Annotated in this window: 12 protein-coding genes; 6 read left to right on the forward strand and 6 right to left on the reverse strand. The window is 60.5% G+C overall.

What is annotated here, in order from left to right:
* Positions 1 to 11: 11 nt before the first annotated feature.
* Entirely contained in the window at positions 12 to 494 is a 483-nt protein-coding gene (locus tag AC1D3C_RS11215) for a DUF2306 domain-containing protein (protein ID WP_477482927.1), read from the reverse strand.
* A 111-nt stretch (positions 495 to 605) separates the two neighbouring features.
* On the opposite strand from AC1D3C_RS11215, the gene AC1D3C_RS11220 reads away from it, so the two are divergent.
* Positions 606 to 1,406, forward strand: a complete 801-nt coding sequence (locus tag AC1D3C_RS11220) for a LytTR family transcriptional regulator DNA-binding domain-containing protein (RefSeq protein ID WP_477482928.1) — start codon at positions 606 to 608, stop codon at positions 1,404 to 1,406.
* Positions 1,407 to 1,421: 15 nt separating this feature from the next.
* On the opposite strand, the gene AC1D3C_RS11225 is transcribed toward AC1D3C_RS11220, so the two are convergent.
* On the reverse strand, positions 1,422 to 2,495 hold the full coding sequence (locus tag AC1D3C_RS11225; protein ID WP_477482929.1) for a phosphatase PAP2 family protein: 1,074 nt from the start codon (positions 2,493 to 2,495) through the stop codon (positions 1,422 to 1,424).
* A gap of 280 nt (positions 2,496 to 2,775) precedes the next feature.
* Here AC1D3C_RS11225 and carB point away from each other — a divergent pair, with 280 nt between their 5' ends.
* Entirely contained in the window at positions 2,776 to 6,261 is a 3,486-nt protein-coding gene (gene carB, locus AC1D3C_RS11230) for a carbamoyl-phosphate synthase large subunit (protein ID WP_477482930.1), read from the forward strand.
* A 6-nt stretch (positions 6,262 to 6,267) separates the two neighbouring features.
* Here the strand turns inward: carB and AC1D3C_RS11235 are convergent, their stop codons facing one another.
* Together AC1D3C_RS11235 and AC1D3C_RS11240 are read right to left on the reverse strand one after the other, a co-directional pair.
* On the reverse strand, positions 6,268 to 7,302 hold the full coding sequence (locus tag AC1D3C_RS11235) for an alpha/beta hydrolase (RefSeq protein ID WP_477482931.1): 1,035 nt from the start codon (positions 7,300 to 7,302) through the stop codon (positions 6,268 to 6,270).
* Between the two features lie 148 nt (positions 7,303 to 7,450).
* Entirely contained in the window at positions 7,451 to 7,576 is a 126-nt protein-coding gene (locus tag AC1D3C_RS11240) for a hypothetical protein (RefSeq protein WP_275452109.1), read from the reverse strand.
* A 318-nt stretch (positions 7,577 to 7,894) separates the two neighbouring features.
* Here AC1D3C_RS11240 and greA point away from each other — a divergent pair, with 318 nt between their 5' ends.
* Positions 7,895 to 8,371: a transcription elongation factor GreA gene (gene greA, locus AC1D3C_RS11245; RefSeq protein WP_038544152.1), complete on the forward strand. Its 477-nt coding sequence runs from the start codon at positions 7,895 to 7,897 to the stop codon at positions 8,369 to 8,371.
* A gap of 31 nt (positions 8,372 to 8,402) precedes the next feature.
* Positions 8,403 to 9,461 carry a glycosyltransferase family 4 protein gene (locus tag AC1D3C_RS11250; RefSeq protein WP_477483015.1) on the forward strand — a complete coding sequence of 353 codons (1,059 nt, stop codon included), beginning with the start codon at positions 8,403 to 8,405 and terminating at the stop codon, positions 9,459 to 9,461.
* On the opposite strand, the gene AC1D3C_RS11255 is transcribed toward AC1D3C_RS11250, so the two are convergent.
* Positions 9,445 to 10,470: a glycosyltransferase gene (locus tag AC1D3C_RS11255; protein WP_477482932.1), complete on the reverse strand. Its 1,026-nt coding sequence runs from the start codon at positions 10,468 to 10,470 to the stop codon at positions 9,445 to 9,447. The genes AC1D3C_RS11250 and AC1D3C_RS11255 overlap by 17 nt on opposite strands.
* Before the next feature lie 345 nt (positions 10,471 to 10,815).
* Between AC1D3C_RS11255 and AC1D3C_RS11260 the strand changes: the two genes are divergently transcribed.
* A complete protein-coding gene (locus tag AC1D3C_RS11260; RefSeq protein WP_477482933.1) occupies positions 10,816 to 11,595 on the forward strand; it encodes a glycosyltransferase family 25 protein in 780 nt (259 codons plus the stop codon).
* Between the two features lie 27 nt (positions 11,596 to 11,622).
* On the opposite strand, the gene AC1D3C_RS11265 is transcribed toward AC1D3C_RS11260, so the two are convergent.
* Positions 11,623 to 12,090 carry an Lrp/AsnC family transcriptional regulator gene (locus AC1D3C_RS11265; RefSeq protein ID WP_038544156.1) on the reverse strand — a complete coding sequence of 156 codons (468 nt, stop codon included), beginning with the start codon at positions 12,088 to 12,090 and terminating at the stop codon, positions 11,623 to 11,625.
* Positions 12,091 to 12,325: 235 nt separating this feature from the next.
* On the opposite strand from AC1D3C_RS11265, the gene trxB reads away from it, so the two are divergent.
* The gene (trxB, locus tag AC1D3C_RS11270; RefSeq protein WP_477482934.1) at positions 12,326 to 13,300 is read left to right on the forward strand and encodes a thioredoxin-disulfide reductase; all 975 of its coding nucleotides are present in this window, start codon (positions 12,326 to 12,328) and stop codon (positions 13,298 to 13,300) included.
* Positions 13,301 to 13,306 lie beyond the last annotated feature (6 nt).

Genomic DNA, 13,306 nt, shown 5'->3' on the forward strand with positions numbered 1-13,306 from the left:
GATACAAGCTCCTAAATTCGCCGCGACGCCAGCCTCTGCTGAAGAAGAAGCGTCCCGGCGATCGCGATGAGCGTCAGAAGCAAAATCCAGCTCGGTCCGCCGGAAAACACCACGGTGTTCATGATCCGGCCCGGGATCAGCGTGAACAGGCCGGCGATGACGATGCCGCCGAAATACATGCCGATAACGGTCGCCTTGTGCGCTCTTATATTATGAGCGCGTGCCGCGCTGATCGACCGCCACGCCCCGACCAGCACGAAGACTGACAGGAGATGGATCGGGCTGAAGCCGTAGACGAGGTTGATCTGGTGGATGAAGAAGCTGGAGAGCGAGGTGATGACCATCAGCGCCATCCAGATCTTGCCGAGCAGACGGTGGACCGGCGTACCCTTGCGATTGAGAAGGATATAGGCGCCGAGCACCGATGCCGGCAGAACGGCCGCGACATGGACCTGCACGGCAAGCGGGGCGTCAAGAAGCGGTTGAAGGTTCATGGGAGGTCCCTGTCGAAATCAGCGAGAACGGGAGGCGATTGAATTGATCGCCTGTTTCCGCCATGACTGGCTTGCCCTCAATCGGAATGGCGCAGACGACGGACAAACTTCGTGAATCACCCGTTTTTGAGCTCCACGCTTCGTGAATTGCAGATCTTCACCCGCTCCTGGCGCTTCTGGACGACCTTTACGCTCGTCATCCTGATCTTTATCGTCACCGGCCCCTACGGCACGCTGGAGCGGATGACGCTCGGCGTCCGGTTCGGTTACTGGCTGATCGTCCATGCCGTCACCTGGACGATCGCGATATGTCTGTCGATCATGGCGGAAATCCTGCTGCGCGACCGCGTCAACCATACGCTCGCCCGCATGATGATCGGTTCGCTGGTTGCAGCCCTGCCGATCGGCTTTGCACTCGGCGCCATCGATTTCGCGTTCGTCGGCCACTGGACCGGGATGGGCGATGGTTTTCACCGGGCGCTGTTCGCGCTGCCACTCTGCGCCCTCTTCTGTCTTCTGACCTATACGGCGACGCACCGGCAGATCGCCGAGGCCTCCGCCCCGCCCGCGCTTGTACCGGCGCCGACGGCCTCGCCCACATCAGAACCCGAAATCCTCGCTCGCTTGAAACCCCAGAACCGCGGTCCGCTCCTGCGGCTTTCCGTCGAAGACCACTATACCGACGTGGTCACCAGCCGCGGCCATGAACTGATCCTCCTGCGTTTTGCCGACGCCCTGAAAGAACTTGGGCTCACGCGAGGCCTCCAGGTGCACCGCTCACACTGGGTAGCGGATGCCCATGTCGAAACACTGAGACGCGACGGCGGCAAGCTCGTGCTGATCATGAAGGACGGCACGGAAATCCCCGTGAGCCGCACCTATATGGACGCGGTGCGGTCGCGGTTCGACTAGATTACCACCCGTTGGCTATGACGCTGCGGCTGCGTCCGAACGCCGGATGAACACGAAAGGCGCTCGCCAGAACACCGATGCGAAGAAATAGGCCAGCGTCACGATCATGAACGAGACATATCCGTCGATGGCATAGTGCCAGCCGAGATAGACGGAGCTCAGTTGGACAAAGCCTACATAGGTAAAGCCTAGGATGCCGAGGCTGCGGGAACGTTCGGCCATAAAGTAGGCATTGAGGGTGATCAGGCCGACATGGACGCTCGGAAAGGCGGAAATACCGCTTGCCAAACCAGGGGTGCCCTGTTCGTAGAGGCTCCAGAGATAGGACTGGTAATGCGCCGCGGAATTCGCCCACTGGCTCGAAGGAAGAAACGCCGTCAGCGCAGCAAACCGGGCGTGGTCGCCGGTCACGGCACCGTAAAAGGCCGGACCAGCCGACAGGAACATACCCGCAAGCACATTGCCGCATATGACCCAGACAAACAGAAAAAGCAGCATGTAACGTTGGCGAATACCATCGGCGGCTGGTGACGTCAGGACGAAGAAGAGCGCGCCGAAGCAGATGATGAACCACGCCACGCTGTAGTTGAATTCGACGATGGCAAGAACCACGTCGTAACCGGCCACCGCATGCAGCAGCCGCCATGGATCCAAGCCGAAATATATCCAGGCGTCGATATCCGCCTGTATCTTGTCGTAACGGAAACCACCTTCCAGCGTCGGCAAGGCGTTTTTGATCGAGGTGAACGTGCCCTGGAAAACCATCAGGCCCATCATCAACAGCACGCCGGAGACCAGAGAGGCGACACGCCGGGCGGAAAAAACGCGGCGATAGGCAAGCGGCCGCCGCCTGTCGAAACGCAGTATCAGCATGGACAGATCGATAATGACTGTCATCAGCGGCAGAAAAACAGCAAACACTGCTGGCCATTGATCGAAGTAAAATTGATAGGAAATCATCTCCGTCGTGCCGGTAAGGCCGAGGAATATCAGGCCTCCGAGCGAATAGAAGCCGATAAGTGCGTAAAGCAGCGCATCCTTGCGCAGGCGAACCCGGCATTCGCGGGCGACACATATCAAAAATCGCACCGCCTGCTCTGTGCATGCCACGCGCTGCTGCATCTGTTCACGTCTCGATAGGAGGCCCCCGATTTCTTGACACTATGCAAATCTGATTAAGGTTTCGCTATCTGAACACCTCAAGACCGGACCTCGATTTCTGTCGATTTGGCGATTTATGGGGTTCCGTTCGCCAGAACATTTGCCTATAAGCCGCGTCTAGCCTGAAAAGACATGCGCGCGCGACCCGACCGGTGCCTCTCCACACCGCGCCGGTTTTCCGCGCAGGAAAAAAGCGGAAAGATACGCCATGCCCAAGCGCCAAGATTTGAAATCGATCCTCATCATCGGCGCGGGTCCGATCGTCATCGGCCAGGCATGCGAGTTCGACTATTCAGGCACCCAGGCCTGCAAGGCGCTGAAGGAAGAAGGTTACCGGGTCATCCTGGTCAACTCCAATCCGGCGACGATCATGACCGATCCGGGCCTTGCCGACGCGACCTATGTCGAGCCGATCACCCCGGAAGTTGTCGCCAAGATCATCGCCAAGGAGCGCCCGGACGCGCTGCTGCCGACCATGGGCGGTCAGACCGCGCTGAATACCGCGCTGTCGCTGAAGCGCATGGGCGTGCTCGACCGCTACAATGTCGAGATGATCGGCGCCAAGCCGGCCGCCATCGACATGGCCGAAGACCGCGCCCTGTTCCGCGAAGCCATGTCCCGCATCGGCCTCGAAACCCCGAAGTCGATGCTGGCCAACGCCACAGACATCAAGGATGCCGACCGCAAGACCCATGAAATCGAGCGCAATCGGGTCAAGGAAAGCTTGACGGGTGCCGAACTCGACAAGGCACTCGACGAACTCGAAAACCAGTGGAACCTCGGCGAGACCGACCGCAAGCAGCGTTATATCAGCCACGCCATGGCGATCGCCGCCCAGGCGATCGACGTGGTCGGCTTGCCCGCCATCATCCGTCCCTCCTTCACCATGGGCGGCACCGGCGGCGGCATCGCCTATAACCGCTCGGAATTTTTCGAGATCGTCGGCGGCGGCCTCGACGCTTCGCCGACCACCGAAGTGCTGATCGAAGAGTCGGTGCTCGGCTGGAAGGAATACGAGATGGAGGTGATCCGCGACAAGGCGGACAACTGCATCATCATCTGCTCGATCGAGAACATCGACCCGATGGGTGTCCACACGGGCGATTCCATCACCGTCGCGCCGGCGCTGACGCTGACCGACAAGGAATACCAGATGATGCGCAACGCCTCGATCGCGGTCCTGCGCGAGATCGGCGTCGAGACCGGCGGCTCGAACGTGCAGTTCGCCGTCAACCCGAAGGACGGCCGCCTCGTCGTCATCGAAATGAACCCGCGCGTCTCGCGCTCGTCTGCTCTGGCATCCAAGGCCACCGGCTTTCCGATCGCCAAGGTCGCCGCCAAGCTCGCGATCGGCTACACGCTCGACGAACTCGACAACGACATCACCGGCGGCGCCACCCCTGCCTCGTTCGAACCGTCGATCGACTACGTCGTCACCAAGATCCCTCGTTTTGCCTTCGAAAAGTTCCCGGGCGCCTCGCCGGTCCTGACCACCGCGATGAAGTCGGTCGGCGAAGTCATGGCGATCGGCCGCACATTCGCCGAATCGCTGCAGAAGGCGCTGCGCGGCCTGGAAACCGGCCTGACCGGCCTCGACGAGATCGAAATCCCCGGCTTCGAGGACGGTGAGAACTCCAGGAACGCCATCCGCGCCGCAATCGGTACGCCGACCCCGGACCGGCTGCGCATGGTCGCCCAGGCGCTGCGCCTTGGCCTCACCGAAGGCGAAGTCCATGAGGCCTGCAAGATCGATCCGTGGTTCATCGCCCAGCTCAAGGGCATTACCGACATGGAAGCCCGCGTCCGCGAACACGGCCTGCCGGACGATGCCGAGAACCTGCGCATGCTGAAGGCCATGGGCTTCTCCGATGCTCGCCTCGCAAGCCTTACCAAAAAGCGGCCGAAGGAAGTGGCGGAACTGCGCAACAGCCTGAATGTCCGCCCCGTCTTCAAGCGCATCGACACCTGCGCTGCCGAATTCGCCTCGCCGACCGCCTACATGTACTCGACCTATGAAACGCCTTTCGTCGGCGAGCTGCGCTCGGAAGCAGAAGTGTCGACTGCCAAGAAGGTCGTCATCCTCGGCGGTGGTCCGAACCGCATCGGCCAGGGCATCGAGTTCGATTATTGCTGCTGCCACGCCGCCTTCGCGCTGAAGGATGCCGGTTACGAAGCGATCATGATCAACTGCAACCCGGAAACCGTGTCGACCGACTACGACACATCCGACCGCCTCTATTTCGAGCCGCTGACGGCTGAAGACGTGATCGAAATTTTGCGCGCCGAGCAGGAAAAGGGCGAAGTGGTCGGCGTCATCGTCCAGTTCGGCGGACAGACGCCGCTGAAGCTCGCCGAAGCGCTCGAAAAGAACGGCATCCCGATCCTAGGCACCGCGCCCGACATGATCGACCTTGCCGAAGACCGCGACCGTTTCCAGAAGCTTCTGATGAAGCTCGATTTGAACCAGCCGAACAACGGCATCGCCTATTCCGTCGAACAGGCCCGCCTGGTCGCCTCTGAAATCGGCTTCCCGCTGGTCGTGCGCCCGTCCTACGTTCTCGGCGGCCGCGCCATGCAGATCATCCATTCGGAATCGATGCTGCAGACCTACCTGCTCGACACAGTGCCGGGCCTGGTGCCGGAAGACATCAAGCAGCGCTATCCGAACGACAAGACCGGCCAGATCAACACCCTGCTCGGCAAGAACCCGCTTCTGTTCGACAGCTATCTGAGCAACGCCATCGAAGTCGACGTCGATTGTGTCTGCGACGGCACCGACGTTTATGTCGCCGGCATCATGGAGCATATCGAGGAAGCCGGCATCCATTCGGGTGATAGCGCCTGCTCGCTGCCGCCGCGTACGCTTTCCAACGAGATGATCGACGAACTGGAACGCCAGGCGAAAGCCATGGCCAAGGCGCTGCATGTCGTCGGCCTGATGAACGTCCAGTTCGCCATCAAGGACGGCACGGTCTACGTGCTGGAAGTCAATCCGCGCGCCTCGCGCACCGTGCCTTTCGTCGCCAAGACCATCGGCGCGCCGATCGCCAAGATTGCTGCCCGCGTCATGGCCGGCGAAAAGCTCGACGCGACCTTCGCGGCCTATGGCACAAAGCCGGATCCGCGCGCGCTGAAGCACATCGCGGTCAAGGAAGCCGTCTTCCCGTTCGCCCGCTTCCCCGGCGTCGATACGCTGCTTGGCCCGGAAATGCGCTCGACCGGCGAGGTCATCGGCCTCGACACGGATTTCGCACTGGCCTTCGCCAAGTCGCAGCTCGGCGCCAGCGTCGAACTGCCGCGCGACGGCACGGTGTTCGTCTCGGTTCGCGACGAGGACAAGATCCGCGTGCTCCCGGCGATCCGCATCCTGACCGACATCGGCTTCAAGGTGCTTGCAACCGGCGGCACCGCCCGCTTCCTTGCCGAACAGGGCATTGCCTCCACCCGCATCAACAAGGTGCTGGAAGGCCGCCCGCACATCGAGGACGCGATCCGCAACCGCCAGGTCCAGCTCGTCATCAACACCACGGACGGCAACAAGGCGATCTCCGATTCCAAATCGCTGCGCCGCGCGACGCTGATGCAGAAGGTGCCTTACTACACCACCATGGCCGGCGCCGAAGCCGCGGCACTCGCGATCAAGGCGCTGAAAGCCGGCAATCTGGAAGTCCGGCCGCTGCAGAGCTATTTCTGAGCCATATCAGGCGATGCGAGCGGACGCCGTCTTCGCATCGTCCTTGATATGCCAGTCGCCCTGGAACTTTGGCCGTGTTCCCTCTTGAAGGGTCAAGCGGCCATTTTTCATTTTCCGGGTTGGAATGGCCTGGCGGTCAATTGCACCTTCTAGTGTCATGGAGAGGTCTCGGGCAAACAGCCGATTGCCAATATGCCAGGAATGCGTCCAGGAGCCGAGACTCGGCTGCGACTTCGGATCGACACCCTCGAAATAATCACCACAATCGACGTCCACCGCTTTCGAATTGACGACGGCCGGCAAGCCAACACGCCCCGCGCGCGGAGCAACGCCGAGCCTCTTCGCATTGGAGACAGCGAGCACTGAATCAAACGGATTGGAATAATTAGTAAAGCGCATGATCCGCCTAAACATGGGCTGGCTCCAATCGCTTGACAGAGCAAGACTATCGCTGGAGACGTCACCCGCGATAAAAGCTACCTGACCTATGCGCCAATCGCTCTTGAAGAGCTCACCTTTCTTCTCGGCCTGCGCAAAAGCCTCAAGGGTGACATAGCACCCTGCGGAATGGGCTATCAGGTGCACGTTAGTCTGACAGCCGGCCTTCTGTGCCTGGCTGAGCAAAAGGATGCCCTTGGTGACAAGCTCGGCAGCGACGGCCGCACCATCCCATCGGTCCTCAAGATAGTTCAGTGTCTGATTGTCGCTAGGCCAGTCGAACGCGACGATTTCACCGTGCCAACCTTCAGCCTTCATATCTTCCTTTAGCTGCCTGACACGCTCGATCACATTGGGAATGGCGTTGTTATAGCCATGAATGAATATGAGCACGTCGCCACTCGGGCCAATCGAATTTGGATTCTCGTCTCCATCCGCAAGCCCCTGTACTTCGGAGACCCAATCCTTGCTGCTGGAAATGACATGACTGGCATCGTAATGATTGACGCCGCTCGGAACCTTGAGAAACCTTATCGGCCCTGGCTCTTCGGTGAAGTTGGTGCCCTCACGCTTTCTCGCAGAAATTATATATGTGCTGGTCATTGTCGCCCCCGGAACCGCCCCTCACATCGCAGTTAAGTTAGAACAACATCCACAAAAGACACAACCTTTAATTTAATGTTTCCAAAAAACACCCGCACGGGTCCATGCCTCGATTGCACAGAATTCCCGCCTGAATCAGTCTCTCCGTTCACGCCGCCAAGCGCTTGATCCCGCTCATGTCCTGCCTGAATCGGGCAAGCTCCTCCGCCTTCCTGCCCTCGTCGGGAATGCGCAGCAGATAGGACGGATGCACCGTAACGAAGATCCGAACCATCTCCTCCATCGTGTGGTCGGAAGAGCGGATGATGCCAGAGGAAAGGAAAAGACCTTCGTTCTTTCGGCGACTTCTTCATTGGAGCGTTCGCCAAATGTTCCTTTTTCGCCCGTCAAGTCATTGACAAATGGTGCCGCTTGTACCCACATGCCGACGTAGGGGCACACGGACAAGGTTTCGAAATTCCTAGCGCTCGCTGTCGAAATCCTGTTATAGTGACCTACATTCTGATTTTACGATGGTTCCGAAGTTTCGCTCCGGAACCTGTTTCTTTTTGTGTCCGCGGCATCCGCGGGCATACGCCTGAAGGACAAGGAAATGGTTGAAAAGGTACCGATGACGCAGAGTGGCTTTTCCAAGCTGCAGGAGGAGCTGCGCTGGCGTCAGCAGGAGGAGCGCCCCCGTATCATCGAGGCAATCGCGGAAGCGCGCGCCCATGGCGACCTTTCGGAAAATGCAGAATACCATGCCGCCAAGGAGGCCCAGAGCCATAACGAAGGCCGCGTCACCGAGCTTGAAGACCTGACCGCGCGTGCGGAAGTCATCGACCTGTCGAAAATGTCCGGTTCGAAGATCAAGTTCGGCGCCACCGTCAAGCTGGTCGACGAGGACACCGACGAGGAAAAGATCTACCAGATCGTCGGCGACCAGGAAGCCGACGTGAAGGCCGGCCGCATCTCCATCTCTTCGCCGATTGCGCGCGCGCTGATCGGCAAGGAAAAGGGTGATTCCATCGAAGTGGTCGCTCCCGGCGGCTCCAAGGCCTACGCCATCCTCGCCATTTCCTGGGGCTGATACGCCCGTGGGCAAAAACGGCGATCCCGCCATCATCGATATCCGTGACGTCGAAGTCATCGCGCCGAATTTCAAGCGGCGCCTCTCCGGCGTCACGTCGACGATCATCCAGCTCGTCCCCGTTCAGAGATCGCTCGGCCAGAAGGTCGCGGCGCTTGGCCCCGGCCTGCCCGCCGATCTGCCTCATATCCGCTACCGCGACCTCTTCCGCCTCTGGTCGCCGCCGCGCGGCAGGCGGTGCCGGATCTGGCATGCGCGTCGTAATATCGAGATGCTGCCGGCGATTTTCATGCGCGACGTGTTGCGCGTGCCGATGAAGATCGTCTTCACCTCGGCCTCACAACGCCGCCATACCGGCTGGACGAAATGGCTGGTCTCGAAAATGGACGGCGTGATCGCCACCAGCGGCAAGACGGCCGATTATCTGACGGTCAGGAACACCGTCGTGCTGCACGGCATCGACACCAACCGCTTCTCACCACCATCGGACAAGGCCGAGGCCAAGCGCGCCCGCGGTCTCGATCCCGCACAGAAGATTGTCGGCTGTTTCGGCCGCGTGCGCCGCCAGAAGGGCACCGATCTTTTCGTCGGTTCGATGATCAAAGTGCTTGCCGAGCGCAAGGACTGGTCGGCGATCGTCGCCGGCCGCGCCACCGGCCCGCATGTGGATTTCGAGGATGGGTTGAAGAAGAAGGTCGCCGCCGCCGGCCTTGCCGACCGCATCCTGTTTGTCGGCGAGCATACCGATATCAACGAATGGTATCGCGCCCTCGACCTCTTCATCGCGCCGCAGCGCTGGGAAGGTTTCGGGCTGACGCCACTGGAAGCCATGGCGACCGCGGTCCCGGTAATCGCCACCGATGTCGGCGCCTTCCCGGAACTGCTGGTGACCGGCGAGGAAGAAACCGGCCTGATCATCGCCCGCGACAGCGTCGATGCGATGGCCGAAGCGGCCGCCGCCCTCATGGACGACGAGCACCGCCGCAAGGCTGCCTCGATCCGCTCCCGCGCCCACGCGCTTGAAAATTTCAGCATCGAGGGCGAAGCAAAGCTGCTCGGCAATATCTACCGGATCACGGCTTCCGCTTGAAAAGCTCGATATAGGCGTTCGCCACAGCCTCTTCCGAAAACTGCCCGACCAGCGTCGCCCTGCCCTGTTCGCCAAGGCTCGCGGCCAACTGCGGGTCGGCGATCACCTGGTTGATGGCGCGCGAATACCCGGCCACGTCATCGATATCGACGAGCAGGCCGTTTTCACCATCGCGCACGAACCAGGACGGACCTTCCGAGCGCGACGAAATCACCGGCTTGCTCTGCGCCCATGCCTCGAAAATGACATTGCCGAGCGGCTCATGGCTGGATGGCATGATAAAGATGTCGGCGGCGGCCAGATACGGCCGCGTATCCTTGTGCCAGCCGAGGAACCGCACCCGGTTCTCCATCTTGTGCTCGCGCATGACCGCTTCCAGCGCTTCCCGCTCCTCGCCGTCGCCAGCGATCCACAGATAGGCGCCCGGCACCGCCGTCATCGCCTCGATCAGCAGGTGGAACCGCTTGCGTTTGACGAAACGGCCCATCGTCATGATCAGCGGCACACCGTCCGGCGTATCGGCAACCGACCTCGCGATCGGCGCCACGACCGACGTGTCCGTGAAGTTCGAGATCACCTCGACGCCGCGGGTCCAGCCGAGATTATTGCGCACATGGTCGGCAATGCCCGGCGTGTTGCAGACGAGAATGTCGGAATTCTTGAAATAGCCGAGGTGGGTGGGATAGTCGCCAAGACGGGAGAGCTTGATACCGCCCTTATAGTCCGGCATCAGCCGGGCGCCGCGGGTGGACCAGGAAATGATCGCGTCGGCCTTGTCCCGCTTGGCCATGGACAACACCTTCATCGGCAGAAGGATACGGTCGATGGAAAGATTGCGGAAATTGCTTTCGATGACGCGGGCATAGGCCTCGACATCCGGCTTCCAGCGGCGGTTCCAGCGCATTACGGCCGTCTGCTCTACGCCACGCCGCGCAAGCGCGCCGACCAGATGCACGAAGAATTTCTCCGCCCCGCCGTCCTTGCCGAAAATATACTGGTGAACCCGCATCGATGTCGCCTCGCCTGTCCGTTTTCCGCCGCTTTGTACCGGAAACCAGCATCTATAGGCAGCGCCGCCTATATGTTACGGTTGAAAAACCTGCGCAAGGGGTAGGCGAATGGTTGTCCCTGAAATGTTGGGCCTGCTGCGTATGCGCTGCCGAAGGACTTCAGCCCCCACGCCGACGATGTTATCAGGCATAAACGCGCCGCTGTTCCAAAAACGATACGGCCGCGATATAGCAACGTCTGAACAGTTTTGACCACATCGTTACATCATCACAAGTCTACCGGCGACGGAAGCGGAAGTGGCGGGCCCAAAAGCCGCTGCGCCTCCTTGGCGGAAAAGGGAAAAATGCAATCGCTTGAGACCTATGTCATCAATCTGGATGGCAGCAATGACCGCCTGCAGACCATCAGCGACCGTCTTTCAGCCTTCGGCATCGCCTTCGAACGGATCTCCGCCGTCGACGGCCGCAAGTTCGATCTGGCGACGATCCCGGATTATGACGCGGAACGCGCTGAGAGCTATATGGGCCGCACCCTCGTCGGCGGCGAGATCGGCTGCTACCGCAGCCACCTGAAGGTTGCCGAACATTTCCTGAAATCGGACGCCCGTTATGCGCTGGTGCTGGAAGACGATGCGCTGCCGCTCTGCAACCCGGTCGAACTGCTCGAAGCGGCGCTCCCGGATCTTGAAAAGGTCGATCCCGACTGGCGGCTGATCAATATCGGCAACAACAAGCTGAAGATCGCCACTCCCCTTTCCCGCTACGGCATCGGGGGCCACGACTGCGAACTGGTGGCGGCGCATTACTTCCCGATGACGACGAGTGCAATCGTCTGGTCGCGCGAAGGCGCCCGGCTCTTCATCGAGGAACATGGCAAGATGTTCGCCCCAGTTGACAATTATTTCCGCCACTGGCTGACCCGCACCGGCCACGGCTACTCCTTCTGGCCCTCGCCCGTCACCACCACGGATGCCGCAAGCGAAATCCTGGCGAGCTCCGGCCGGGCCAGAAAAACCAACAAGCGGAAGTGGTTCTACGCGTTTGCCAAGCAGCGGCGCCTGATGGAAGACAAGCTGATCGCCTTCATCCACAAGAAGCGGTTTCGGTCAGCCGGGTGCAAGTGACGAAGCGATTCGCCGTGCCGGTGCGCCTCAGATCTCGACCAGGCCCAGATGCTTCACCTGCCGAATGGTCAACATGGTGCGCACCGTGTCGACATGCTGGTCGGCGGTCAGCACTTCGATGACGAAGTCCTGGAAGACGGTGAGGTTCTGGGCAGCGCAGCGCAGCAGGAAGTCGCTGTCGCCGTTGACCATCCAGGCCTCGCGCACCATCGGCCATTGCTGCACCTTCGCGGCGAAGGCCTTCAAGTCCGCGTCCGACTGCCGTTTCAGCCCGACCATGCAGAAGGCGACGAGATCGACGCCGAGTTTCGGGGCGTTGAGCAGCGCGTGATAGCCTTCGATGATGCCGGCTTCCTCGAGCTTGCGCACACGGCGCAGGCAGGGCGGCGCGGAAATGCCGACGCGCTCGGCGAGCTCGACATTGGTCATACGCCCGTCGCGTTGCAATTCCCGTAGGATTTTTATGTCGATGGCATCAAGATCGGCGCGAAGCACAGAAGTCCCCTTCGTTCTGCAGTGCTTTTATCGCAAGACGAATTTTACGCAAGAATATGTCTCGAGGCGCCTGGCATTCGTGTTCCATGCCAACTGATCTGTTGTTAGTGCAAGGCTGCCCTTGCATTGCTGCATGGATCGATCTTACATGGCGCTTCTATAGCGGCAGACCGGACATCGACCACCTATATGAGGGGCAAAGAAACGTCGACCGGTCTTTGAAAGGAAATAATCCATGTCCTCCCGTCATACCGAGGTCCTGATCATCGGCTCCGGCCCGGCTGGCTATACGGCCGCCATCTATGCAGCACGCGCCATGCTGAAACCGGTTCTGATCGCCGGCATGGAACAGGGCGGCCAGCTGATGATCACCACGGATGTCGAAAACTATCCCGGTTTCGGCGATCCGATCCAGGGCCCCTGGCTGATGGAGCAGATGCTAAAGCAGGCGACCCATGTGGGCGCCGAGATCGTCAACGACCTCGTCACCGAAGTCGAGCTCAACCATCGCCCATTCACGGTGCGCACCGATTCCGGCCAGGTCTGGACCGCCGAGACGATCATCATCTCGACCGGCGCCAAGGCAAAATGGCTCGGCATCGAAACCGAACAGCAGTTCCAGGGTTTTGGCGTCTCCGCTTGCGCCACCTGCGACGGCTTCTTCTATCGCAACAAGGACGTGATCGTGGTCGGCGGCGGCAATTCTGCCGTCGAGGAAGCGCTCTACCTGTCGAATATCGCCAAGTCGGTCACCGTGGTGCATCGCCGCGACAGTTTCCGTTCGGAAAAAATCCTGGCTGAACGCCTGTCCCAGCGCGCCAACGTCAACGTGCTGTGGAACACCGAAATTGCCGAAATCACCGGCAAGCCGGCCAAGGCGCCGATGCCGCCCTCCGTCGAAGGCGTCAAGCTGCGCAATACCCAGACGGGCGCGATCACGGACTTCCCGATCCACGGCGTCTTCGTGGCGATCGGCCATGCGCCGGCAACCGAACTCTTCAAGGGCAAATTGAAGATGAAGCCGAACGGCTATCTCTGGACGGCGCCCGATTCGACCGCCACCGACGTGCCCGGCGTATTTGCCGCCGGCGACGTGACGGACGACACTTTCCGCCAGGCGATCACCGCCGCCGGCATGGGCTGCATGGCAGCGCTCGAGGCCGAACGCTACCTCTCCGGCATCCAGCCGGTCGCCATAGCCGCGGAGTGACGTTGA

This window comes from Neorhizobium sp. P1_A6, assembly GCF_056406795.1.

Coding starts and splice junctions, on each gene's coding strand:
- AC1D3C_RS11215 (WP_477482927.1), bottom strand. CDS start 494: ATGAACCTTCAACCGCTTCTTGACGCCCCGCTTGCCGTGCAGGTCCAT.
- carB (WP_477482930.1), top strand. CDS start 2,776: ATGCCCAAGCGCCAAGATTTGAAATCGATCCTCATCATCGGCGCGGGT.
- AC1D3C_RS11235 (WP_477482931.1), bottom strand. CDS start 7,302: ATGACCAGCACATATATAATTTCTGCGAGAAAGCGTGAGGGCACCAAC.
- AC1D3C_RS11240 (WP_275452109.1), bottom strand. CDS start 7,576: ATGGTTCGGATCTTCGTTACGGTGCATCCGTCCTATCTGCTGCGCATT.
- greA (WP_038544152.1), top strand. CDS start 7,895: ATGGTTGAAAAGGTACCGATGACGCAGAGTGGCTTTTCCAAGCTGCAG.
- AC1D3C_RS11255 (WP_477482932.1), bottom strand. CDS start 10,470: ATGCGGGTTCACCAGTATATTTTCGGCAAGGACGGCGGGGCGGAGAAA.
- AC1D3C_RS11260 (WP_477482933.1), top strand. CDS start 10,816: ATGCAATCGCTTGAGACCTATGTCATCAATCTGGATGGCAGCAATGAC.
- trxB (WP_477482934.1), top strand. CDS start 12,326: ATGTCCTCCCGTCATACCGAGGTCCTGATCATCGGCTCCGGCCCGGCT.